This window comes from Bradyrhizobium canariense (assembly GCF_018130465.1).
GTDB lineage: Bacteria > Pseudomonadota > Alphaproteobacteria > Rhizobiales > Xanthobacteraceae > Bradyrhizobium > Bradyrhizobium canariense_C.
Genome location: NZ_JAFCKJ010000005.1, coordinates 54452 through 78559, shown reverse-complemented (window position 1 = coordinate 78559; position 24108 = coordinate 54452). Strand labels below are relative to the sequence as shown.

General features: G+C 64.3%; 23 protein-coding genes and 1 pseudogene. 19 read left to right on the top strand and 5 right to left on the bottom strand.

The genetic code is table 11. From position 1 onward, the window contains the following. Nucleotides 1-21 precede the first annotated feature (21 nt). Both JQ591_RS16005 and JQ591_RS16000 read left to right on the top strand, forming a co-directional pair. A complete protein-coding gene (locus JQ591_RS16005; protein ID WP_211396979.1) occupies nucleotides 22-3252 on the top strand; it encodes a bifunctional cytochrome P450/NADPH--P450 reductase in 3231 nt (1076 codons plus the stop codon). Between the two features lie 84 nt (nucleotides 3253-3336). Continuing rightward, nucleotides 3337-4011, top strand: a complete 675-nt coding sequence (locus tag JQ591_RS16000) for a spermidine synthase (RefSeq protein ID WP_211396978.1) — start codon at nucleotides 3337-3339, stop codon at nucleotides 4009-4011. A gap of 29 nt (nucleotides 4012-4040) precedes the next feature. On the opposite strand, the gene JQ591_RS15995 is transcribed toward JQ591_RS16000, so the two are convergent. Together JQ591_RS15995 and JQ591_RS15990 are read right to left on the bottom strand one after the other, a co-directional pair. Next, nucleotides 4041-4505 (bottom strand): nuclear transport factor 2 family protein, encoded by a 465-nt coding sequence (locus tag JQ591_RS15995; RefSeq protein ID WP_211396977.1) that lies wholly within the window; start codon nucleotides 4503-4505, stop codon nucleotides 4041-4043. A gap of 129 nt (nucleotides 4506-4634) precedes the next feature. Continuing rightward, entirely contained in the window at nucleotides 4635-5549 is a 915-nt protein-coding gene (locus tag JQ591_RS15990; protein WP_211396976.1) for an alpha/beta fold hydrolase, read from the bottom strand. Between the two features lie 172 nt (nucleotides 5550-5721). On the opposite strand from JQ591_RS15990, the gene JQ591_RS15985 reads away from it, so the two are divergent. The 16 genes from JQ591_RS15985 (at nucleotide 5722) to JQ591_RS15910 (ending at nucleotide 19659) form a co-directional block, all read left to right on the top strand. Continuing rightward, a complete protein-coding gene (locus tag JQ591_RS15985; RefSeq protein WP_211396975.1) occupies nucleotides 5722-6105 on the top strand; it encodes a hypothetical protein in 384 nt (127 codons plus the stop codon). Next, the gene (locus tag JQ591_RS15980; RefSeq protein ID WP_211396974.1) at nucleotides 6102-7184 is read left to right on the top strand and encodes a PHA/PHB synthase family protein; all 1083 of its coding nucleotides are present in this window, start codon (nucleotides 6102-6104) and stop codon (nucleotides 7182-7184) included. The genes JQ591_RS15985 and JQ591_RS15980 overlap by 4 nt, the downstream gene beginning before the upstream one ends. Then, nucleotides 7181-7774: a GNAT family N-acetyltransferase gene (locus JQ591_RS15975; RefSeq protein ID WP_211396973.1), complete on the top strand. Its 594-nt coding sequence runs from the start codon at nucleotides 7181-7183 to the stop codon at nucleotides 7772-7774. The genes JQ591_RS15980 and JQ591_RS15975 overlap by 4 nt, the downstream gene beginning before the upstream one ends. Nucleotides 7775-7961: 187 nt before the next feature. Next, entirely contained in the window at nucleotides 7962-8417 is a 456-nt protein-coding gene (locus tag JQ591_RS15970; RefSeq protein WP_027568907.1) for a phasin, read from the top strand. A 163-nt stretch (nucleotides 8418-8580) separates the two neighbouring features. Further along, nucleotides 8581-9867, top strand: coding sequence for a DUF445 domain-containing protein (locus tag JQ591_RS15965; RefSeq protein ID WP_211396972.1), 1287 nt, complete (start codon nucleotides 8581-8583; stop codon nucleotides 9865-9867). Between the two features lie 201 nt (nucleotides 9868-10068). Then, complete coding sequence (locus JQ591_RS15960; protein WP_211396971.1) at nucleotides 10069-10839, top strand: esterase/lipase family protein; 771 nt, start codon at nucleotides 10069-10071, stop codon at nucleotides 10837-10839. Between the two features lie 240 nt (nucleotides 10840-11079). Next, nucleotides 11080-11946, top strand: a complete 867-nt coding sequence (paaX, locus tag JQ591_RS15955) for a phenylacetic acid degradation operon negative regulatory protein PaaX (RefSeq protein ID WP_211396970.1) — start codon at nucleotides 11080-11082, stop codon at nucleotides 11944-11946. A 76-nt stretch (nucleotides 11947-12022) separates the two neighbouring features. After that, a complete protein-coding gene (gene paaA, locus JQ591_RS15950; protein ID WP_211396969.1) occupies nucleotides 12023-13015 on the top strand; it encodes a 1,2-phenylacetyl-CoA epoxidase subunit PaaA in 993 nt (330 codons plus the stop codon). A gap of 10 nt (nucleotides 13016-13025) precedes the next feature. Beyond that, nucleotides 13026-13313 carry a 1,2-phenylacetyl-CoA epoxidase subunit PaaB gene (gene paaB, locus JQ591_RS15945; protein ID WP_211396968.1) on the top strand — a complete coding sequence of 96 codons (288 nt, stop codon included), beginning with the start codon at nucleotides 13026-13028 and terminating at the stop codon, nucleotides 13311-13313. Continuing rightward, a complete protein-coding gene (paaC, locus tag JQ591_RS15940; RefSeq protein ID WP_211396967.1) occupies nucleotides 13313-14089 on the top strand; it encodes a 1,2-phenylacetyl-CoA epoxidase subunit PaaC in 777 nt (258 codons plus the stop codon). The genes paaB and paaC overlap by 1 nt, the downstream gene beginning before the upstream one ends. After that, complete coding sequence (paaD, locus tag JQ591_RS15935; RefSeq protein ID WP_211396966.1) at nucleotides 14083-14586, top strand: 1,2-phenylacetyl-CoA epoxidase subunit PaaD; 504 nt, start codon at nucleotides 14083-14085, stop codon at nucleotides 14584-14586. Before paaC ends, paaD begins: the two co-directional genes overlap by 7 nt. Before the next feature lie 2 nt (nucleotides 14587-14588). Beyond that, nucleotides 14589-15671, top strand: a complete 1083-nt coding sequence (paaE, locus tag JQ591_RS15930) for a 1,2-phenylacetyl-CoA epoxidase subunit PaaE (RefSeq protein ID WP_211396965.1) — start codon at nucleotides 14589-14591, stop codon at nucleotides 15669-15671. Nucleotides 15672-15726: 55 nt separating this feature from the next. After that, on the top strand, nucleotides 15727-16173 hold the full coding sequence (gene paaI / locus JQ591_RS15925; RefSeq protein WP_211396964.1) for a hydroxyphenylacetyl-CoA thioesterase PaaI: 447 nt from the start codon (nucleotides 15727-15729) through the stop codon (nucleotides 16171-16173). 36 nt (nucleotides 16174-16209) lie between these two features. After that, entirely contained in the window at nucleotides 16210-17541 is a 1332-nt protein-coding gene (paaK, locus tag JQ591_RS15920) for a phenylacetate--CoA ligase PaaK (RefSeq protein ID WP_211396963.1), read from the top strand. 52 nt (nucleotides 17542-17593) lie between these two features. Further along, the gene (locus JQ591_RS15915) at nucleotides 17594-18598 is read left to right on the top strand and encodes a quinone oxidoreductase family protein (RefSeq protein ID WP_211396962.1); all 1005 of its coding nucleotides are present in this window, start codon (nucleotides 17594-17596) and stop codon (nucleotides 18596-18598) included. 2 nt (nucleotides 18599-18600) lie between these two features. Further along, a complete protein-coding gene (locus JQ591_RS15910; RefSeq protein WP_211396961.1) occupies nucleotides 18601-19659 on the top strand; it encodes a YeeE/YedE family protein in 1059 nt (352 codons plus the stop codon). Here JQ591_RS15910 and JQ591_RS35750 read toward each other — a convergent pair. Continuing rightward, a pseudogene (locus JQ591_RS35750) lies at nucleotides 19638-20553 on the bottom strand (DMT family transporter). The gene JQ591_RS15910 and the pseudogene JQ591_RS35750 sit on opposite strands and share 22 nt — an antisense overlap. A gap of 101 nt (nucleotides 20554-20654) precedes the next feature. On the opposite strand from JQ591_RS35750, the gene JQ591_RS15900 reads away from it, so the two are divergent. Beyond that, on the top strand, nucleotides 20655-22085 hold the full coding sequence (locus tag JQ591_RS15900) for a PLP-dependent aminotransferase family protein (RefSeq protein ID WP_211396960.1): 1431 nt from the start codon (nucleotides 20655-20657) through the stop codon (nucleotides 22083-22085). 113 nt (nucleotides 22086-22198) lie between these two features. Here JQ591_RS15900 and JQ591_RS15895 read toward each other — a convergent pair whose 3' ends face one another. Both JQ591_RS15895 and JQ591_RS15890 read right to left on the bottom strand, forming a co-directional pair. Then, nucleotides 22199-23422, bottom strand: a complete 1224-nt coding sequence (locus JQ591_RS15895; RefSeq protein WP_211396959.1) for a bifunctional alpha/beta hydrolase/OsmC family protein — start codon at nucleotides 23420-23422, stop codon at nucleotides 22199-22201. A 26-nt stretch (nucleotides 23423-23448) separates the two neighbouring features. Beyond that, complete coding sequence (locus tag JQ591_RS15890) at nucleotides 23449-24108, bottom strand: sulfite oxidase-like oxidoreductase (protein ID WP_211396958.1); 660 nt, start codon at nucleotides 24106-24108, stop codon at nucleotides 23449-23451.

The window sequence follows — 24108 nt, the reverse complement described above, 5'->3', positions numbered from 1 at the left end:
GAGGCAGGGGAAGCACTTTTAATGTCATCGAAGAACCGTCTGGACCCGATCCCGCAGCCGCCGACCAAACCGGTGGTCGGCAACATGCTGTCACTGGATTCCGCCGCGCCGGTGCAGCATCTGACTCGGCTTGCCAAGGAGCTGGGTCCGATCTTCTGGCTCGACATGATGGGCTCGCCGATCGTGGTCGTCTCCGGCCACGATCTCGTCGACGAGCTCTCCGACGAGAAGCGCTTCGACAAGACGGTGCGCGGTGCGCTGCGGCGGGTGCGCGCGGTCGGGGGTGACGGACTGTTCACCGCCGACACCAGGGAGCCGAACTGGAGCAAGGCGCACAACATCCTGCTCCAACCCTTCGGCAACCGCGCCATGCAATCCTATCACCCGAGCATGGTCGACATCGCCGAGCAGCTCGTCAACAAATGGGAGCGGCTCAACGCCGACGACGAGATCGACGTCGTCCACGACATGACGGCGCTGACGCTGGATACGATCGGCCTGTGCGGCTTCGAGTACCGCTTCAATTCGTTCTACCGGCGCGACTACCATCCCTTCGTCGAATCGCTGGTGCGCTCGCTCGAGACCATCATGATGACGCGCGGCCTGCCGTTCGAGCAGCTCTGGATGCAGAAGCGGCGCAAGACCATGGGCGAAGACGTCGCCTTCATGAACAAAATGGTCGACGAGATCATTGCCGAGCGGCGCAAGAACGCGGATGCGATCGACGACAAGAAGGACATGTTGGCCGCGATGATGACCGGTGTCGATCGCTCGACCGGCGAGCAGCTCGACGACGTCAACATCCGCTACCAGATCAACACCTTCCTGATCGCCGGCCACGAGACCACCAGCGGCCTGTTGTCGTGCACGATCTATGCGCTGCTAAAACACCCCGATATTCTCAAGAAAGCCTATGACGAGGTCGATCGCGTCCTCGGTCCCAATGTCAATGTGCGACCGACCTATCAGCAGGTGACGCAGCTCACCTATATCACGCAGATCCTGAAGGAGGCGCTGCGGCTGTGGCCGCCGGCGCCGGCCTATGGCATCTCGCCGCTGAACGATGAGACCATCGGCGGCGGCAAGTACAAGCTTCGGAAGGGTACGTTCATCACCATCCTGGTGACGGCGCTGCATCGAGACCCTAACGTCTGGGGGCCGAACCCGGATGCTTTCGACCCCGAGAACTTCAGTCGTGAGGCCGAAGCCAAGCGGCCGATCAATGCCTGGAAGCCGTTCGGTAACGGCCAGCGTGCCTGCATCGGCCGCGGCTTCGCCATGCACGAGGCCGCGCTCGCGCTCGGCATGATCCTTCAGCGCTTCAAGCTGATCGACCACCAGCGTTACCAGATGCATCTGAAGGAAACGCTGACGATGAAGCCGGACGGCTTCAAGATCAAGGTCCGTCCGCGCGCCGATCGCGAGCGCGGTGCCTATGGCGGGCCTGTCGTGGCTGCGGCGCCCAAGGCGCCGCGTCCGCCGACCGCGCGGCTTGGCCACAACACGCCGATGCTGGTGCTCTACGGCTCCAATCTCGGCACCGCCGAGGAACTCGCCACGCGCATGGCCGACCTTGCCGAGATCAACGGCTTTGCCGTGCATCTCGGGCCGCTCGACGACTACGTCGGCAAGCTGCCGCAGGAGGGCGGCGTGCTGATCATCTGCGCCTCCTATAACGGCGCGCCGCCTGATAATGCGACGCAATTCGTCAAATGGCTCGGCGACGAGCTGCCGAAGGATGCGTTTGCCAATGTGCGCTACGCCATGTTCGGCTGCGGCAACAGCGACTGGGCTGCGACCTATCAGTCAGTGCCGCGCTTCATCGACGAGCAGTTGTCGGCGCATGGTGCGCGCGCGGTCTATCCGCGCGGCGAAGGCGATGCGCGCAGCGATCTCGACGGCCAGTTCCAGAAATGGTTCCCGGCGGCTGCCCAGGTCGCGACCAAGGAATTCGGCATCGACTGGAATTTCACCCGTACCGCGGAGGACGATCCGCTCTACGCGATCGAGCCGGTCGCGGTGACCGCCGTCAACACCATCGTCGCCCAGGGCGGCGCGGTGGCAATGAAGGTGCTGGTCAATGACGAGCTTCAGAACAAGGCCGGTTCCAATCCGTCAGAGCGTTCGACACGCCACATCGAGGTGCAGCTGCCGTCCAACATCGCGTACCGCGTCGGCGATCATCTGAGTGTGGTCCCGCGCAACGATCCGACGCTGGTGGATTCGGTTGCCCGTCGCTTCGGCTTCCTGCCGGCTGACCAGATCAGGCTCCAGGTCGCCGAAGGCCGCCGCGCGCAATTGCCGGTCGGCGATGCCGTGTCAGTCGGCCGCCTGCTCAGCGAGTTCGTCGAGCTCCAGCAAGTGGCGACACGGAAGCAGATCCAGGTCATGGCCGAGCACACCCGCTGCCCGGTGACCAAGCCGAAGCTGCTGGCCTTCGTTGGCGAGGAGGCCGAGCCGCTCGAGCGTTATCGCAGCGAGATTCTTGCCAGGCGGAAATCGGTGTTCGACCTGCTGCTCGAATATCCGGCCTGCGAATTGCCGTTCCACGTCTATCTGGAAATGCTCTCGCTGCTGGCGCCGCGTTATTATTCGATCTCGTCTTCGCCGTCGGTCGACCCGGCGCGTTGCAGCGTCACGGTCGGCGTGGTCGAAGGGCCGGCCGCCTCCGGCCGCGGCACCTACAAGGGTATCTGCTCGAACTATCTCGCCAATCGACGCGCGGGCGATGCGATCTACGCAACCGTGCGTGAGACCAAGGCCGGCTTCCGGCTCCCGGATGAGTCGTCCGTGCCGATCATCATGATCGGCCCAGGCACGGGACTGGCACCGTTCCGCGGCTTCCTCCAGGAGCGCGCCGCGCGCAAGGCGAAGGGGGCGGCGCTTGGTCCGGCCATGCTGTTTTTCGGCTGCCGCCATCCCGATCAGGATTTTCTCTACGCGGACGAGCTGAAGGCGCTGGCGGCAAGCGGCATCGCCGAGCTGTTCACGGCGTTCTCGCGCGCGGAGGGCCCGAAGACCTATGTGCAGCACGTCCTTGCCGCGCAGAAGGACAAGGTCTGGCCGCTGATCGAGCAGGGCGCGATCGTCTATGTCTGCGGCGACGGCAGCAAGATGGAGCCCGACGTGAAGGCGGCGCTGGTCGCGATCCATCGCGAGAAGAGCGGCAGCGATGCCGCCGCGGCTGCGCGCTGGATCGAGGAGATGGGCGCCAAGAACCGGTATGTGCTGGACGTGTGGGCGGGAGGTTAGCGCGAGCCGCGCCTTGTAGCCCGGCTGGGGCGTAGCGAAATCCGGGCTACGAAGCTACGAAGCAAATCGTGCTAAGGCTCTCGCATGATTCCCTGGGAAAAGATCGATACCGCCAAAATCCCCGGCTCCGATGAAGAACTTCGCCTGATGCGGCGCGGCAAGGAGTTTTCCATCAAGCTCGGCACCAACGAGCTGATGAACAACCGCCTGTCAGGCTCGGAAGCCGCACTCGCCACGCTCGCGGCGAAGCAGATCGAGACGGTCGCAAAACCTGTCGTCCTCATCGGCGGCCTCGGCATGGGTTTTACGCTGCGAGCGGCGCTCACCGTGCTCGGAAGCAAGGCGAAGATCGTGGTCTCCGAGCTCGTGCCGGCGGTGGTCGCCTGGGCGCGGGGCCCGATGGCGCAGGTGTTCGGCGACAGTCTCGATGATGTCAGGGTGAGCATCCGGGAAACCGACGTCGGCGAAATCATCCGGGCGCAGCGGTCGGCCTTCGACGCCATTCTCCTCGACGTCGACAACGGGCCGGAAGGCCTGACCCGGAAGGGCAATGATGCGCTCTACAATGCGAGCGGATTGAAGGCAGCGAAGACGGCGCTGCGCCCGGGAGGCGTGCTCGCCGTCTGGTCCTCGGGACCCAACCCGGCCTTCACCAAGCGGCTCGGGAGCGCCGGCTTCGACGTCAACGAAGTCAATATCCGCGCCACGGGAAGAGGCGGCGGCGCGCGTCACGTGATCTGGATGGCCAGGAAGAGCTAAGCCGTCTGCCCAGCCACCAGTTCAATCCGTCAGAACATCGTGTTGTTGTTCGCGGGAGTGTCGGGGATGGCCTGAACGACGTCCCAGTGTTCGACGACCTTGCCGTTCTCCAGCTTGAAGATGTCGACGATCGCGTTGCCCCTGCTGCCGGGCTCGCGAACCGCGTGAACGTGCAGGATGACGTAGTCGCCATCCACGAAGCTGCGCTTGATCTCGCTGTGCGAGTTCGGGAATTTATCGCGGAGGAAGCCGATGAACTTTCGGAAGCCGTCCGGACCATCGGCCGCGTTTGGATTGTGCTGGACGTAGCGGTCGCCGACATAGGCGAGGGCTGCATCGGCGTCCTTTTGATTGAGCCCCTTCTCGTAGAAGGCAAGGACGGTTTTGCGATTGGCTTCTTCTTGCGCGCTACCAGCCATCGCGGCCCCGCTGGCGAGGGATAGCATGATAGCTGAAGCGGCGACGATTGCGGCCGACCGGACGATGAGATGCATGTGAACTCCGAGAGGCCGCAGCCTCTTTCTTGGCGATTGAGGGAGGCCTGTATAGCTTTCGTGCCGGTTTGCGTTAAGAGAGTAACCGGCAGCTCACATGGTCACCGTGCGGAGACCTTCTGCGCCGGTCTACGCCGCCTGCGTCGCCGCGCCACGTGCGTGCTTGTCGATGGCGCCGATGATCTCGGGCCAGAACCGCATCGGCAGCGCGTGGCCCATGCCGTCGATCATCAGCAGCTTTGCGCCCGGAATTGACTCTGCCGTGTCCCTGCCGCCTTCGGGACGGACCAGGGGATCGACGGTGCCGTGGATGACGAGCGTCGGTAACTTCACGCCGTGCAGCCGCTCCTTGCGGCTGCCGGAGGCGAGCACCGCGCGGAGCTGCCGGCCGACGCCGGCCGGATTGAGCCCGCGCGCGAACACGCGCTCCGCACGATCGGGATCGAGCGCCTCTTCTTCCGGAAAGGACCCTGCGCGCAACACCTTCCAGGTCTGGCCGAAACGTACGATGAACTCCTCCTTGCTGGTGGGGGGCGGCGCCATCAGCATCGCGGCGGCCTCGCGTGTCGGCGGCGGTACACGCGGATTGCCTGTCGTCGACATGATCGACGTCAGCGACCGGACGCGATCGGGAAACGACAGCGTCGCCTCCTGCGCGATCATGCCGCCCATGGAGGCGCCGACCAGATGCGCCGACTTGATGCCGAGCGCGTCCATCAGCCCGACCGTGTCTTTGGCCATGTCGATCAGCTTGTAGGTGGCCGCAACGGGAATCCTGAGGAAGCGGAGCTTCAACAGCTCGAGCGGCGTCAGGCGCTTGCCGCCTGTGAGATGGCTCGACTTGCCGATGTCGCGATTGTCGAACCGGATGACGCGAAAGCCGTGCACGGCGAGCTGCTCGCAGAACGCATCGTCCCAGTGGATCATCTGGGCGCCTAACCCCATGATCAGCAGCAGCGGCTCGGCATTGTCGTTGCCGAAAATCTCGTAACAGATGTCGATGCCGTTGGCGCGGACGGTTTGCGGCGGCTGATGGGCGTTCACGGGTGCGTTTCCCTTGGCTTTTGATCAATGCTGTATCGCACGGTTTCCCCTCGCAATGAAGCCGCGTCCGCGACACCGGACCCGCTGCTTGCCGGTTGACCGGCACCGCGCAACGGTGTGGTATGGCGCAAAAAGGAAGGGCATCGAAGCTCTCGATTTCAGGAGGACGCCGATGACCGACAAGACCAACGACCCAGTTGCCATGTGGCAGAAGATGGTTGGCGAGATGGAGAAGGGGTTCAACTCCTTCGCCAACCAGGCCATGTCGTCGCCTGAGTTTTCGCAAGCCGTGAACCGGGCCGGCGGCGTTGCTGCAGGTGCTCAGAAGCAGCTCGGCGAGCTCATGGAGAAATATCTGGTCTCCATGAATCTGCCGAGCCGGGATCAGGTCACCGGCCTTGCGGAACGGCTGCAGTCCATTGAAGGACAGATCGGTGAGATCAAGTCGATGCTGAGCCAGATGGCGGCAAGTTCCGGCGTGTCTCAGGGCTCCGATGCCGCATTGCGCCCGCCGCGCACCAAGCGCCCGCCATCTGAAGGCGGAGAGCAGGCATGAATGCAGCCGCCGGATTAGATTTCGCAGGGATCCCGGAGCGCATCCAGTCCGAGGTGCAACGCGCCATCCAGCGCAGCATCAAGGGCGTCGAATATTTTTCGACGTCCGGTCCGACGCTCGGCTCGACGCCGAAGGACGTGCTGCATTCGCGCGGTACGATGAGCCTCTACCATTATCGGCCGATGTCCGACGAGATCTATCGAATTCCGATCTTGATCGTGATGGCGACCACTAATCGCGGCTACATTCTCGACCTCGTGCCCGGCCAGAGTTTCATCGAGTTCCTCTTGAAGCGCGGCTACGACGTCTACATGCTCGACTGGAGCGCACCACGACCGGAGGAGAAGAGCCTCCGCATGGAGGACTATGTCCTCGACTTCATCCCGGACTGCATTCGCCGCGTGCAGCAGGATTCCGGCGAACAGGACGTCTCCGTCATCGGCTATTGCTTCGGCGGCGTGCTGTCGCTGCTCTACGGCTCGATCCACAGGGACGGGCCGATGAAGAATTTGATCTGCTTCACCACGCCGATCGACTTTCGCGAGATGAAACTGTTCTCGAACTTCTCCGACCGTCGCTATTTCGACGTCGATCGCCTCGTCGACAGCGTCGGCAACGTGCCGCCGGAGATGATCCTGTCGTCGTTCGAGATGCTGCGCCCGGCCTCGCGCACGGTCAGCCAGATCCAGCTCTGGGAAAACATCTGGAACGACGAGTTCGTCAAGTCCTACCGGATGTTCGACCGCTGGGCGACCGACACGCTGCCGCTGGCCGGCGAATATTTCCGCACCATCACCAAGGACCTGATGTGGGACAACAAGCTGTTCAACGACACCATGTCGGTCGGCGGCCGTGCGGCGAAGCTCGAGGACATCAAGGTGCCGTTCCTGCATGCGGTCGCCGAGCATGACCACATCGTGCCGTATGAGGCGGCAAAGCACCTGATCGCCAAGATCGGATCCGAGGACAAGGAAGAGGTGATGCTGAAGGGCGGTCACGTCTCGCTCGTCGCCGGCGCAAATGCGGTGAAGCGGCTATGGCCGAAACTGGATTCCTGGCTGGGGAAGAGATCGATATGAGTGAGCAGCGTTCCTATCCGCGTCATGTCAAGACGGACGCCGGCGATATCGAGATCCGCCTGATGTCGCCCGCGGACGAAGCCGCGGTGCTCGCCTTCGGCAAGGGCCTGCCGACCCACGACCTGTTGTTCCTGCCGCGCAACATCAGTGAGCCGAAGGTGCTCTCCGCCTGGGTCAAGGAGATCGAGCGCGGCGCGATCACGAGCTTGCTCGCGGTCAGGGGTGGCACGGTCGTCGGCTGCGGCACGCTGGTGCGCGACCCGCACTCCTGGTCGCCCCATGTCGGCGAAATCCGGATGGTGGTTTCGCTCGACGTGCGCGGGAAGGGGGTGGGACGGACGCTGTCGCAGGAGACTTTCGCACTCGCGCTCGGCGCCGGCCTCGAAAAGCTCTCGGTCCAGATGACGGTCGATCAGCAGGCGGCGATCACGCTGTTCGAGAGCCTCGGCTTCAAGGCCGAGGCTCTGTTGCGCGATCACGTCCGGGACATCGATGGCAAGACCCACGACATCGTCGTGCTCGGCCACAACATCGCGCAGGTCCAGGCCCAGATGGAGGCCTACGGGCTGCCTGGCGCCGTCCAGCACTAGGATGGGGAGCGAATTGGTCAGGGAGGCACCAGGTTGCCTCTCATTAAGGCTGTTCACGGTTTCGTGATATCGCACTGCAATATGTATATTGCATTGCACAATTAACTATGCCATATAGGTCCTGCCCCGGGCCAAAGCCGGACGGGGTGAGCCCATAGCTCAACCCAATGAGGATGGAGAGACCCCAATGACCACCGAAACCAATACCGCTTTCGAAGGCTTCAAGGACGCGTTCAAGAACATCCAGAACCTGGAAGTTCCCGAGGCCGCCCGTGAGTTCGTCAAGAAGTCCGCCAATACCGCCAAGGACCGTGCTGCCGAGGTGTTTGCTGGCTCCGAGCGCGTGACCGCCGCCGTCGAGAACGCGGTGACCGAGTCCGTCACCGAGGCCGGCAAGATCAGCCGCAACATCCAGCAGGCGATCTACGAGGACGCCGAGGCGTTCTTCGCGGGCATCGACAAGCTCGCGTCCGCCAAGTCGTTCAGCGAAGCTGTCGAGATCCAGTCCGGCCTGCTCCGCGCCCGCGGCGAAGCGTTCGTCTCGCGCGCCAAGGCGACCACCGACTATTTCGGCAAGCTCGCCGCGAACGGTGCGAAGTCCGCTCAGGACAATTTCGCCAAGGTCTACAACAAGACCGCCTGATCTGGCGCCCTGAGTCAAAACTGAAATTTGAGGCCCGCTTCGGCGGGCCTTGTTTTTTGCGCCGTCGTCATTGCGAGCGAAGCGAAGCAATCCAGAGTGCGTCTGCGGAAACGATTCTGGATTGCTTCGCTTCGCTCGCGAGGACGAGTAGGGTGATGCAGTCATGACTCCACCCACCACCTTCTCCTTCGATTCCCCAGGCGACGCCGAACGCGCGGCCGAGCTTCGTCGCGTCAAAGCGCTGGCGACGCTGGTGCTGGGCTCGACGCTTGTCCTGTTCGTCGTCGCGAAATGGCTGCTGCCCGTGCATCCCGTGTTCGGATTCATCGCCGCGTTCGCGGAAGCCGCGACCATCGGCGGGCTCGCGGACTGGTATGCGGTGGTGGCGCTGTTCAAGCGGCCGCTCGGTTTGCCGATCCCGCACACCGCGATCATCCAGAGCAACCAGGCCCGTATCGCCGACAAGCTCGGCGAGTTCATCCAGGTGCATTTCCTCGAGGTTGGTCCCGTCGAGGCCAAGCTGAAGGAGATCGATTTCGGCTCCTTCATCGCCGACTGGCTGCGCGATCGCAAGCGCAGCGATGACCTCGCGCGCTTTGCGTTGCGCCTGCTGCCGGAGGCCGTCTCCGCGACCGAGAGCTCCGGTCTGATGACCTTTATCATCCGCCGCATGTCCTCGCAGCTCCAGGCGATCGACTTGGCGCCGCTCGCGGCCGGAACGTTGCGTGGTTTCGTCGCGGAAGGGCGACACCAGATTCTGTTCGACGATCTCCTGCGCGTGATGCACGAGACGCTGAATCAGAAAGACACGATGGCGATGATCCGTGAGAAGGTGCGTGCGGAATTGCCGACCTTGCTCAGGCTCTATCGCGCCGACAAGTTTCTGGTGAACAAGATCGTGGCCTCCGCCACCGCTTTCTTCGATGAGGTGCGCGCCGATCCCAAGCACCCGTTCCGCAGCGAGTTCGACCGCATGGTGCTGAGCTTCGTCGATCGGCTCGGCACCGACCAGGCCTATATCGACCGCATCGACGGCTTGAAGCGCGATCTGCTCGCGCGTCCCGAGCTCGCCGATCTTGCCCGCACCGTCTGGGCCAACACGCGGTCCTTCATCGAGCGTAGTGCAAGCGGCGAGACGCAGGTGCTACAGCATCATCTCGCCGGCATGTGTGTCGCGGCGGGCGAAGCGCTTGCCGGCGATGCCGAGCTGCGCGGCGAGATCAACAAGGGCCTGGTAGCGGTGCTGCGCAGTTTCGTCGCAGACCAGAAGAGCGGCGTTTCGACCTTCATCTCCGACCAGGTCAAGTCGTGGGACATGGCGCAGCTGATTTCGCTGATTGAAATCAACATTGGCCGCGACCTGCAATACATCCGTTTCAACGGCTCGCTGATCGGCGGCCTCGCTGGCCTTGCGCTTTACTCCGTAGAATTCCTGCTTCGATTGTTGTGACTTTTGCGTCACGGACGTCAGCATTAACGCGCGGACCTATTGTGGCCCGGTGTGTCTCCCGCTTGAATGTCGGGAACCCGCTGCCTAGCTGATTCATGTTGCGCTGCGGAACGATCAAGAAGCCGGCGTGTTGGAATCCCATACCCTTTTTGCCGGTACGCGACCGGTGGCCTTTCAGCAATTCTTCCTAGGGGACCATTGATGACCGCTACTGCCCAGACGCTGAGTCCGCCGTCCCGTACCCTGATGTTCCTGGAAGGGCGAGCGATCCACGAGTTCGGTGCATTCCTCGGCGCGCTGCCGCTGCTCAGCCTCGCGCCGCGCGGCGATGGCCATCCGGTGCTGGTTCTGCCGGGCCTCGTGGCCTCCGACGCATCCACGCGCGCGTTGCGCACGTTTCTGTCGGGCAAGGGCTATGCGGTGAGCGGCTGGCGCCAGGGCCGCAATTACGGCCTGCGCGAGGGCGTGCAGCACGCGATGGTGGATCTGGTTGAGGAGCTCAGCGACAGGAACGGCCGCAAGATCAGCCTGGTCGGCTGGAGCCTCGGCGGTCTCTATGCGCGCCAGCTCGCCAAGATGATGCCCGACCGCGTGCGCCAGGTGATCACGCTCGGCAGCCCCTTTGCGGGCGATCCGCATTCGACCAATGCCTGGCGCGTCTATGAATGGGCGAGCGGGCGGAAGTCCGACGAAGTCGATCCGCAGTTCGGCGGCGAACTTGCCGTCCCGCCGCCGGTGCCGACCACGGCGATTTTCAGCCGCACCGACGGCGTCTGCGCCTGGCAGGGCTGCATGGAGAAGACGGGCGCGCAGACCGAGAGCATCGAGATCGAGAGCAGCCATTGCGGCATGGGCCATCACCCGGCTGCGGTCTATGCCGTCGCCGATCGCCTCGCCCAGAAGGAAGGCCAATGGCGGGCCTTCGACCGTAGCGGCTGGCGCAGCGTGGTCTATCCCGATCCGCATCGGTAGGGCTCTTCTTCACCTCTCCCCGCAAGCGGGGCGAGGTCGGATCGCATCTCCGATGCGATCCGGGTGAGGGGGACTCTCCGCGAGTCCAACTCCCACCGTTTCTGAGGAAGCAGCCCCTCACCCCAACCCTCTCAGCGCGAGCGAAGCTCGTCGCGGCCCCGTAAGGACGGGGAGAGGGAGAAACAAGAGCGTCGCACCCGTCCATTGTCGCGCCCGCACCAAACGCGCTATGCCTCGCGCATGGCGCATCCGTTGTCCCGCATCATCGATCAGCTCAAGCGCGAGCCGTCGCGCACCGGCTCCATCGTCATCACCGTCTTCGGCGATGCCATCGTGCCGCGTGGCGGCTCGGTATGGCTCGGCACGCTGCTGGAATTCTTCGAGAGCCTGGACATCGACAGCGGCGTGGTGCGTACCGCGATGTCGCGGCTTGCCGCCGATGGCTGGCTGACGCGCGAAAAGGTCGGCCGCAACAGTTTCTATCGCTTGGCCGACAAGGGCCGCCAGATCTTCGAGGCCGCGACACGCCATATCTACGATCCGCCGCCGTCCGACTGGACCGGGCGCTTCGAGCTGCTTCTGATCGGCAATGGCGAGGATCGCGACGCCTCGCGCGAGGCGCTCCGCAATGCCGGCTTCGGCAGCCCGCTGCCGGGCGTGTGGGTCGCGCCGTCAGGCGTGCCAGTGCCGGACGAGGCCGCGGGCGCCATCCGTCTGGAAGTCTCGGCCGAGGATGACAGCGGCCGTCGGCTGCTCAGTGCGAGTTGGCCGCTGGATCGCACCGCGGACGCCTATCTCAAGTTCATGAAGACGTTCGAGCCGCTGCGCGCCGCGATCGCGCGCGGCACGGACTTGTCCGAGGCCGACGCCTTTACGGCGCGCATCCTCATGATCCACTATTACCGCCGCGTCGTGCTGCGCGATCCGCTGCTGCCCGAAAGCCTGCTTCCGGCGAACTGGCCGGGCAAAGCCGCCCGCGCGCTGTGCACCGAAATCTATCGCGCGCTGCTTGCTCCATCGGAACAATGGCTTGATGGCCACGGAACCAATGAAAAGGGGCCATTGCCGCCGGCGCGAAAACTCCTGGAGCGGAGGTTCGAGGCCTGATCGTTATGTTACAGAAATATCTTGCATGAGATAATTCTTGTTATATATTGCCTCCCAATAAAACGGGAGGACGCGCATGTATACCCAGGCGCTGAACACGGCCGAGGCGGATGATCGCGGTCTCGAGGACGCGGCCAAGGCCGTGCAGTTTCAGGCGCGCATCGATGGCGAGGAGCGCATCGAGCCAAACGACTGGATGCCGGCGGCCTATCGCAAGACGCTGACCCGCCAGATCTCCCAGCACGCACATTCCGAAATCGTCGGCATGCTGCCCGAGGGCAACTGGATCACGCGCGCGCCGACGCTGCGCCGCAAGGCCGCGCTGCTTGCCAAGGTGCAGGACGAGTGCGGCCACGGGCTCTATCTCTATGCCGCCGCCGAGACGCTCGGCACTTCGCGCGAAGAACTGGTCGATGCCATGCTCGCGGGCAAGGCAAAATATTCCTCGATATTCAACTATCCGACGCTGACCTGGGCCGACATCGGCACCATCGGCTGGCTGGTCGACGGCGCCGCGATCATGAACCAGATCCCGCTGTGCCGTTGCTCCTACGGCCCCTACGCGCGCGCGATGATCCGCGTCTGCAAGGAGGAGTCGTTCCACCAGCGTCAGGGCTATGAGATCATGCTGACGCTGTGCCGCGGCTCGGACGAGCAGAAGGCGATGGCGCAGGATGCCTTGAACAGGTGGTGGTGGCCGGTGCTGATGATGTTCGGGCCGCCCGATGCCACCAGCCAGCACAGCGACACCTCGACGAAATGGAAGATCAAGCGCTTCTCCAATGACGAGCTGCGCCAGAAATTCGTCGATGCCACCGTGCCGCAGGCGCAATATCTCGGCCTCACCATTCCCGATCCCGGCATGATTCAGGATGCGGACGGGCACTGGCGCTACAGCGAGATCGACTGGACAGAGTTCAAGCAGGTGCTCGCCGGCAACGGCCCGTGCAACCGCGATCGGCTTGCCGCGCGCCGCAAGGCGCACGACGAAGGCGGCTGGGTGCGCGAGGCGGCCGCGGCCTATGCCGCAAAGCGCGCGCAGCGTCGGACTGCACAAGCAGCAGAGTAGGGAAAACGCGATGGCCACGCCGAACACGCCGCTGTGGGAAGTCTTCATTCGCAGCCGCAACGGGCTCGCGCACAAGCACGTCGGCTCGCTGCATGCGAGCGACGCCACGATGGCCTTGCAGGCCGCCCGCGATATCTACACTCGTCGCGGCGAGGGTCTTTCGATCTGGGTCGTGCCGTCGACGGCGATCACCGCAAGCGATCCCGCCGATAAGGGCATGATGTTCGAGCCGGCGGAATCGAAGATCTACCGGCACCCGACGTTCTACGAGGTGCCCGACGAAGTGGGGCACATGTGATGAACGTGGCGAACATCCAGGTCTCGGAGACGCCGCTGGTGCTCTACGCATTGCGCCGCGCCGACGACGCGCTGATCCTCGGGCACAGGCTGTCGGAATGGTGCGGACATGCGCCGATGCTGGAAGAGGACATGGCGCTCTCCAACATCGCGCTCGACCTCCTCGGCCAGGCCCGCGAGCTCTACTCTTACGCCGCCAAGGTCGAGGGCAAGGACAACGACGAGGACAGGTTCGCGTACCTGCGCGACGTCAGGCAGTACCGCAATCTGCTGCTGGTCGAGCAGCCCAATGGCGATTTTGCCCAGACGCTGGTGCGGCAGTTCTTCTATTCCACCCTCGCCGATCTCTACTGGCGTGCGATGACGGCTTCCAGCGACGCGACACTGGCGGCCATCGCCGCCAAGTCGGAGAAGGAGAGCGCCTACCACCTTCGCCATGCCTCGGAGTGGATCATCCGGCTGGGCGACGGCACGGTTGAAAGCCACGCCCGCGCGCAGGCCGCGATCGATCATCTCTGGGCTTTTACCGGTGAGATGTTTGCCGTCGATGAAGGCGAACGCGCCCTGATCCATGCCGATATCGCCATCGATCCCGGAAGCTTGCGCGGTCGCTGGCTGACGACGCTCTCGGGTGTGATCAGTGAAGCCACGCTTGAGCTGCCGCAGACCGACTGGATGCAGCAGGGCGGTCGTTCCGGGCGGCACAGCGAGCATCTTGGCCATCTTCTGTCCGAGCTGCAGTCGATGCAGCGCACTTTTCCGGGGCAGACATGGTGACGGTGCTCGAACGCGAAGCCGATCTGCGCCAGCGCGCCTGGGAGGCCGCGGCGACCGTGGTCGATCCGGAAATTCCGGTGCTGACCATCGCCGATCTCGGCGTGCTCCGCGATGTCGTGCTCGACGGCGATCATGTCGAGGTCGCGATCACGCCGACTTACTCGGGCTGTCCGGCGATGAACATGATCGCGCTCGAAATCGAGCTTGCGTTGGAGCGTGCCGGCTTCCGTCAACCCAAAGTACGCACGGTGCTATCGCCGGCCTGGACCACCGACTGGATGAGCGAGGAGGGTCGCCGGAAGCTTCATGCCTACGGCATCGCGCCGCCGCAAGCCTCGAATTCACGCCGCGCGCTGTTCGGCGAGCAAGCCGTTGCGTGCCCGCAATGCGGCTCGGCGAATACCGAGCTGCTGTCCGAATTCGGCTCGACCTCATGCAAGGCGCTCTGGCGCTGCAAGGCCTGCCGCGAACCCTTTGATTACTTCAAGTGTCATTGACCATGTCCGCAGCCGCACCGCGCTTCCATCGCCTGGCCGTCAACGATCTCCGCCGCGAGGCGTCGGACGCCGTATCGCTGACCTTTGCCATCCCAACGGAGCTTGCGACCGACTACGCCTTCACGCCCGGCCAATACCTCACGCTCCGCACCGTGCTGGATGGCGAGGAAGTGCGCCGCTCCTATTCGATCTGCTCCGGCCCCGACGACGGCGAGATACGCATCGCCGTCAAAAAGGTTGATGGCGGCGCGTTTTCGAGCTGGGCAGCGGACGATCTGAAGCGTGGCGACGAGCTCGACGTGATGACGCCGACCGGGCGATTCGGCGTGGTCGCGCTGGCCGGCGCCGGCCGCATCCATGTCGGCTTTGCCGCGGGCTCGGGCATCACGCCGATCCTGTCGATCGTCAAGGGCACGCTTGCGCGCGAACCGGACAGCCACTTCTTCCTGTTCTACGGCAATCGCGCGACCGACAACATCATGTTTCTCGAGGCGCTTGAAGAGCTCAAGGATCGCTTCATCGACCGCCTCTCGATCTTCCACGTCATCTCCGGCGAGGAGCAGGACATTCCGATCCTGCACGGCCGGCTCGACGGCGACAAGGTGAGGGTGCTGCTGCGCTCGCTGGTACCGGCCGATAGCATCGATCACATCTTCATCTGCGGACCCCTTGGCATGAGCGAAGAGATCGAGGCGACCTGCCGAGGGCTCGGCATCGCGGACGAGCGTATCCACGTCGAGCGGTTTGTCTCCGAGTTTGGCGGCAAGCCGCGGCCGAAGAAGATCGTTGCGCCGGACGCGCCGCCGAAAGCGATGGCGTCGCTGATCATCGACGGCAAGCGCCGCGACGTGCCAGTCGCCGAGGACGAGGCGATTCTCGATGCCGCACTGCGCGCCGGCGTCGATCTGCCGTTCGCCTGCAAGGGCGGCATGTGCTCGACCTGTCGTGCAAAACTGGTCGAGGGCGAGGCGCCGATGGACATCAACTACTCGCTGGAACCCTGGGAGCTGAAGGCCGGCTTTATCCTGACCTGTCAGGCGAAGCCATCGTCGGAGCGGGTCGTGGTCGATTACGACCACGTTTGACAGCTTGGACCAACCAGCAGAACATCATGTGCAAACAATTGGCGGGGAGAAGCGCGTGAACGTCAAAGTCTCGTCGCCTGAGGACGTTGCCCGCGCCTGCGCTAGCGCGATGTGGGCGGAGGACGATGCCTCCAAAGGCCTCGGCATGGAGATCGTCGAGATCGGACCCGGCTTTGCGTCGCTGGCGATGAATGTGCGGCCGGACATGGTCAACGGCCAGCGCATCGCCCACGGTGGCTTCATCTTCACGCTCGCCGATTCCGCCTTCGCTTTCGCGTGCAACTCGCACAACGACCGCGTCGTGGCGGCGCAGGGCCAGATCACCTTCATCAAGCCGGGCAAGCTCGGCGATCGCCTCGTCGCAAAAGCGCGTGAGGTTACGCGCGGTGGTCGCTCCGGCATCTATGACGTGCGCGTCACCGCCGGCGATACAGTCATCGCCGAATTCCGCGGGCATTCGCGGGTCATTCCCGGCAATTGGCTGCCGGCGCAGGATCAATAAAAGAAAAGAACAAACCAATGATGTGGGGAAATGAGGATGGCTCTGACGAGGCTCAAGGAAGGTGGCAACACCTATAAGGCCGAGCTGGATGCGCACGAGCGCGCATCGCGCGACGAGATCATGGCACTGCAGACGCAGCGGCTGGCCTGGTCGCTGAAGCACGCCTACGACAACGTCGCGCACTATCGCAAGGCCTTCGAAGCGGCCGGCGTGCACCCGTCGGACTTTCGAGAGCTCCCGGATCTGGCGAAATTTCCGTTCACGGTGAAGACGGACCTGCGCGACAACTATCCCTTCAACATGTTTGCCGTGCCCCGTGAAAAGCTGGTGCGCGTGCATGCCTCCTCCGGCACGACGGGCAAGCCGATCGTGGTGGGCTATACGCAGCGCGACATTGACACCTGGTCGGAAGTGATGGCGCGCTCGATCCGCGCCGCCGGCGGTCGCACCGGGATGATCATCCACAATGCCTATGGCTACGGTCTCTTCACCGGCGGGTTAGGGGTGCACTATGGCGCCGAAAAGCTCGGCTGCACCGTGGTGCCGATCTCCGGGGGCATGACCGAGCGGCAGGTGCAGCTCATCAACGATTTCCGGCCCGACATCATCACGGTGACGCCGAGCTACATGCTGGCGATCCTCGACGAGTTCAAGCGCCAGAAGCTCGATCCGCGTCAATGCTCGCTCAAGGTCGGCATCTTCGGCGCCGAGCCCTGGACCAATGCGATGCGCGGCGAGATCGAGGACGCCTTCGACATGGATGCGACCGACATCTACGGTCTTTCCGAGGTGATCGGGCCCGGCGTTGCGCAGGAATGTATCGAGACTAAGGACGGCCTGCACATCTGGGAAGATCATTTTTATCCTGAAGTCATCGACCCCGAGACCGGTGCGGTGCTGCCCGACGGGGAGAAGGGCGAACTGGTCTTTACCTCGCTCACCAAGGAAGCATTTCCGGTGATCCGCTATCGCACCCGCGACCTGACGCGGCTCCTGCCGGGCACGGCGCGGCCGGGCATGCGGCGGATGGAGAAGGTCACGGGCCGTTCCGACGACATGATCATCCTGCGCGGCGTCAATCTGTTCCCGACCCAGATCGAGGAGGTTCTGCTCGCCACCGACTGGTGCGGCGGACATTTCATTCTGGAACTGACCCGCGAAGGACGCATGGACGAGTTGACCATCATTGCCGAGGCGCGGCCGGAGAGTTGGGACGGCCGGGGTCTGGTCGATCATGCCGACCGTATCTCGACCCACATCAAGAACACGATCGGGATCAGCTCCAACGTGCGGGTTGTGGCGCCTGCGACGCTGGAACGTTCGCTCGGCAAGGCCAGGCGCCTCTACGACAAGCGGCCCAAGGATTGACTTGACCGCCCCCAAAGGCGACAAGGCCCGCGAGAAATCGCGGGTCTTTTCCATGTCATCAGCTGATCCCAAAGCCGTCGAGGCGCGCTGCGTCCGCCTCAATGCCAAGGCCGAGAACGCCGCCGCGCTTGCCCCTGGCGTCGAGCGCCATACGCTCACGCGTGGTCCGAATGATCTCCTGATCGAGGTCAAGGCTGCCGCCGTCAATCCGTCCGACGTCAAGGCCGCGACCGGGCTGATGCCCTATGCCGTCTTCCCGCGTACACCGGGTCGCGATTACGCGGGTGTGGTGATCGACGGGCCGGCCGGGACGATCGGCCGCGAGGTGTTCGGCTCTTCCGGCGATCTCGGCATCCGCCGCGACGGCACGCACGCCAGCCATCTCGTCGTTGAATCTGACGCGGTGGTAGACAAGCCGAAGACCGTGTCCTGGGACGAGGCCGCCGGCATCGGCGTGCCCTTCGTCACCGCCATGGAGGGCTTTCGCCGCGCCGGCGTTCCAAAGCCCGCGGAAACGGTGCTGGTGTTCGGCGTCAACGGGAAGGTCGGCCAGGCGGCGGTGCAGATCGCGACCTGGCAGGGAGCGCGTGTCATCGGCGTGGTGCGCAAGGCGGAAGCTTATGAGGGCCATACCAACGCGTCCATCGAGGTGATCGACGCTTCGGTGACCGATGTCGCCACGCGCGTGCGTGAATTGACCGATGGCAAAGGCGCCGACATCGTCTTCAACACGGTCGGCGATCCCTATTTCCAGGCGGCGCACAAGTCGCTCGCGCTTCGCGGCCGCCAGATCCTGATCGCCGCGATCGACCGTATCGTGCAGTTCAACATTCTCGAATTCTACCGCGGCCAACACACCTATGTCGGCATCGACACGCTCGGTCTGTCGTCGGCGGCGACAGGTGCTGTGCTGCGCGACCTCGGCCCGGGCTTCGCGAGTGGGCATCTGAAGCCGTTCCCGATCAAGGCGAACGCCGTCTATCCGCTCGAACGCGCGAAGGAGGCCTATGTCGCCGTTGCCGGCTCGTCGCGGGATCGCGTGATCCTGAAGCCTTGATCATGGAGTCGTCCACCCAACCCGTCATCCTCGCCGGCCTCGTCATTGGCCTGGTCTACGGCGCCGTCGGACTGCTCAGCGGCTTCTGCCTGATGAGCAGCATGCGCGGCTGGCTGTCGAAGGGGGATGGCCGGTTGGTACGAACCTATGCGTTGGCGATCGCGGTTGCGACCGCAGCGAGCCAATTCCTCGCCGGCAACGGCATGGTCGATCTCGGCAAGTCGATCTATCTGCAGCAGTCCTTTTCGGTGCCGGTGCTGTTTCTCGGCGGACTTCTGTTCGGATACGGCATGGTGCTGTCCAACGGCTGCGGTTCGCGCGCGCTGGTGCTGCTCGGTCGCGGCAATCTCCGCTCCTTCGTCGTGGTGGTCGTGCTCGCCATCGCCGCGCAGATGACGCTCAAGGGCCTGATCGCGCCGGCGCGCATCGCGCTGGTCCAGGCCTCGCAAACCACGGTCAACGTGAATTCGCTGCCGTCACTGTTGGCCATGTTCGGTCCGGCTGAAGCGGTTTCGCGTGCGATGGCTGCTGCTCTCATCGTCGTTGTGCTGATCCTGTTTGCTTTCGCGCACCCGGCGTTCCGGCGTTCGCCCGGCCAGATCGCAGCCGGTGTCATCGTCGGTCTCCTCGTCGCCGGCGGCTGGTTCGTCACGGGCTATCTCGGCGCGGATGACTTCAACCCTGTCCCGGTGACCTCGCTCACCTTCATCGCGCCGATCGCGGACAGCCTGCAATACGCCATGCTCTCGACCGGTCTGACGCTGAATTTCGGCATCGCGACGGTTGCCGGCGTCTTCGCTGGCAGTCTGGTCACCGCGCTTGCTACGGGCCGTTTCCATCTCGAAGGCTATTCCTCGCCAAACCACATGCTGCGCTCGGCCGGTGGCGCCGCGCTGATGGGCATCGGCGGCGTGATGGCGTTCGGCTGTTCGATCGGGCAGGGGCTCACCGGCGTGTCGACGCTCGCGCTCGGCTCGTTCGTTGCGCTCGCCGGCATCCTGCTCGGCACGACGGCGGGCCTGCGCGGAAGCTTGCGCGTTCAGCCGCTCGCGGTGGCCTGACGGCGCAGCAGCCGGTCGCCCAACGTCGCAAGGCCGATGCCGGCGACGATCAGTCCGGCCGCTACGGCAAGGCTCATGTCGATGGGCTCACCCAGCAGGATCGCCGCGCTGGCGATGCCGACCAGCGGCGTCGCGGTGGTGCCAAGCGACGTCGTCAGCGCCGAGATGCTCTTGTTGACCATCGACATCGCCCAATAGGCCAGCGCTGTCCCGATCAGGCCGGAATACAGGAAGAGCAGCACGAGTCTCCACGACCATTCCGCGTGCGGCAGGCCATCCGTGACCACCGCCGAACCTGTTAGCACGATCGTTGCGACGAGCACCTGCCAGATCAGGAGCTGGAGCGGGGACGCAATCCAGCGATGCGCCCGGATATAGATGATGTTCGCGGCCCAGGAGATCGCGGCCAGGATCACCATGCCGGCGCCGAGCACGACGTTTGTATTGGCCCAGTCAATCGAGGTCGGGTTCAGGATGACGACGAGGCCGATCAGCCCCAGCAGCGCGCCGGCGAGTTTCGGCGCCGTTAGGGTGTCCTTCCCCAGCAGGGGGGGCAGCGAGCGCGACCCAGAGCGGCGTGGTGTAGCCGAGCACGATGGCCTTGCTCGCGGGCAAGAAGCGCACACCAGCCGCGACCAGGACCGAGAACACCGTCATGTGCAGCAGCGCCACACTCAGGACCACAGGAATGTCGCGCCGCTCCGGGATCACCAGATTGTTGCTCGGTCCGAGGATCACGAACAATCCAGCCAGCGCGATCCAGCTCCGGATCGCCGAAGTCCACAGGGGCGGAAGGAACTGGACGAGCTGCTTCGTCACCGACCAGTTCACGCCCCAGGCCAGCACGACGATGAGGAACAGGCCAATGGCCGCGCGGGGTGACAGGGAGTTCATCTCGGAGGTCCTTGAAGCAGTCCAGTCCAGCGGATAGCATCCCGATTGGCACCTGAAAAAGTGCCAGATCTGAAAGGAATAAGGTGCCAGTTTCGGAGAGCATGATCCCCGCCCTGATCGACCTGAAGCGCGCCGACGAGGAGGGGCTGGCGGCTCAGCTGACGAGCCAGCTCAGGAGCTTGATCGCGACCGGCCGTCTCGGCAAAGGCCGCACGCTGCCGTCGAGCCGCCGGCTTGCGAGCGATCTCGGCGTCTCGCGCAACACCGTCACCTATGCGTTCGAGCAGCTTGCCGCCGAGGGATATATCGAGGCCTCGCACGGCCGCCGTCCGATGGTCACGGTCGACGGCAGCGGGCGCGTCGAAGACGCGGGCGCCGTGGCATCTCGCATGCGCCCCGGCAAGCCGCGGCTGTCACCCTGGGCTGCGAGCCTCACACAGACCGACTGGCCGATGTCCTATCAGGCGCGACTGAGACCCTTGCGTCCCGGGCACGGCGATTTCAGGGAATTTCCGAACGAGGTCTGGGCGCGCTGCCTGCGCCGCAGCGCCGTGCGCGCGGCCAAGCGGGAGCTCGGACCAGTCAACCGGACGCGCCTGCGCGAGGCGCTGGCGCATTATCTCGCGACCAGCAGGGGCGTGCGCGCGACGGCGGATCAGATCCTGATTCTGCCGAGCGCGCAGGCTGCGCTGACCTTGATTGCGGCCGCCGTCATCACGCCCGGCGACGACGTCTGGGTCGAGGATCCCGGTTATCCCGGCGCCGCGGCCGCCTTCCGCGCGTCCGGTGCGCACGTGATCGGGATGAGGTTGGACGAGCAGGGCATGCAGCGGATTCCGGGACTGGCAGCCCCGAAATTGATCTTCATGACGCCGTCGCACCAGCACCCGACCGGCCGCCTGATGTCACTCTCGCGCCGCACCGAATTTCTTGGCCTGAGCAGGCCAGGCAAGACCTGGATCGTGGAGGACGATTACGACGGCGAATTCCACTATGACAGCCGGCCGGTGCCGGCCTTGCAGGGGCTCGATGCCCATGGTCGCGTGTTCTATGTCGGCACGTTCTCCAAGGCCATGACCTCGGACATCCGGCTCGGCTATCTCGTCGTTCCGCCGGCACTGGTCAACATCCTCGAGATCGCACAGCGGCACATCGGACTGATCGCCGCGAGCCACATCCAGGACGCGCTGGCCGAGTTCATCGCCGACGGGCATTTCCTGGCGCATCTGCGCCGGATGCGCCGGATCTATCACGCCCGCCGCGATCACCTCGTCGAGGGACTCGAGCGTCATCTCGGCGAGGCTCTCTCGGTCGAAGTGCCCCCGGGCGGCATCCAGCTCGTCGCCCGCCTCAAGCGCGGTCGCGCCGATCAGGCGTCGGTCAAACGGCTGGTCGCCGCAGGGGTTGAAACGCGGGCTTTGTCCAGCCTTGCGCTCGGCCGTCCCTGCGATCACGGCCTGCTGCTCGGCTTCGCGGCCTGGCGCGAAAGCGAGATCACCGCGGCGGTGCGGACGATGGCGTCGTGCTTCTAGAGCGTTTTCGAGCGAAGTGGATGCCGGTTCGCGTTAAGAAAACGCGTCAAAACAGGAATCTAGAGCTTCGGTTTTGATTCAATCAGAACCGATAATGCTCTAGCGCAAGCGCGCTAGTCCACAGCCTTCGTCACGATGCGGATTTCCGAGGTCAGCGTCCGGTGCACCGGGCACTTGTCGGCGATCTCCATCAATTTCTTGCGCTGCTCGGCATCGAGTGCGCCGTCCATCGCGATGTCACGCTCGATCTGGTCGAGCATGCCATCGCGCGTCTCGCACTCCGCGCAGTCTTTTGCGTAGATCTTGGAATGCTTCAGCGTGACGGTGACACGATCGAGCGGCAGCGACTTGCGGTCGGCATAGAGGCGCATGGTCATGGAGGTGCAGGCACCGAGACCGGCAAGCAGAAGATCATAGGGACCAGGGCCGGCATCCTCGCCGCCGGCGGCGACCGGCTCGTCCGCGATCAGGCGATGCGGACCGACGGAGATGGTCTGGTTGAACTTGCTCTTGCGGGTCTCCTGCACCACGACCTGGCGCGGCGCCTCAGGGAGATCCATGGCCTTCGCAGATTTGGCTGGGTCGATGTACCGGCTCGCCCAGGCCGCGATCATTTCGGCCGCGTAGAGCGCGTCGGCCGGCTTGGTCAGGAGATGATCGGCATGGTCGAGCGAGACGAAGCTCTTGGGGTGCTTCGCCGCCACGAAAAGCTTCGTCGCATTGTCGATGCCGACGGTATCGTCGAGCGGAGAATGCATGACCAACAGCGCCTTGTGCAGGCCGGTGATGTCTTTCATCAGCTCGTGCTCGGCGATGTCGTCGAGGAATTCGCGCTTGATCCGGAACGGGCGTCCCGCAAGCGAGACTTCGACCTCACCTTGCGTGCGAATGTCGTCGATATGCTCTTTGAACAGGCCAGTGACGTGGGCGGGATCGGATGGTGCCGCGATGGTCGCAACCGCCCTGGCCTCCGGGATATGTCCGGCTGCGGCGAGGATCGCGGCGCCGCCGAGGCTGTGACCGATCAGGATCGACGGCGCCGTGCGCGTGGCGCGCAGATGATCGGCCGCGCGCACGAGATCGGCAACGTTGGACGAAAACGTCGAATTGGCGAAATCCCCCTCGCTGGAGCCGAGCCCGGTGAAATCGAAACGCAGCACTGCGATGCCCCTGGCGGCGAGCGCGACCGAGATGCGCTTGGCGGCCAGCGTGTCCTTGCCGCAGGTGAAGCAATGCGCGAACAGCGCGATGACCGCGGGCTCGCCATCGGGTAGCTCCAGCGCGGCCGAAAGTTGATGGCCGCCTTCGCCCGTGAATTGAAAGCGCTCTGTCGGCATGGGCTTCGCTCCGTCCTTGCTTGAACCTAATCGCCCGAATAGCGCTGCTCTGCCCAGGGATCGCCGCGATTATGATAGCCGCGGACTTCCCAGAAGCCCGGCGCGTCCTCGGTCAGGAATTCGATGGCCTGGAGCCATTTGGCGCTCTTCCAGAAATACAGATGCGGCACGACCAGTCGCACCGGGCCGCCATGTTCGTCCGACAGTGGCTCACCGGACCAGCTATGGGCGAGCAATGCGTCCTCGGCGGCAAAGTCGTCCAGCGCGAGGTTGGTGGTGTAGCCGTCATGGGAATGCAGCACGACGAAGCGCGCGTCCTCGCGCGGCTGGCAGGCCGCGAGCAGCTCGCGCGTGGCGAGCCCCTCCCATTCATTGTCGTAGCGCGACCAGGTGGTGACGCAGTGGATGTCCGAGGTGAACTGCGCCTGCTTCTGGGCGGCGAACTCGGCAAAGGTCCAGAATACGGGGTTCTCGATCGCGCCGTAGACGTCGAGCCGCCAGTGCTCGCGCGACACCGGCGGCACAACCCCGAGATCGAGCACCGGCCAGTCGTTTGTCAGATGCTGGCCGGGCGGCAGGCGCTGATCTTCCGGGCGCGTGATCTTGCCGGTCAAAAAGCGGCCCTCGCGCGCCCATTTTTCCTTGGTGCGCGTCAGCTTGCTGTCGGATGGCGTCTCGTCGGCCAT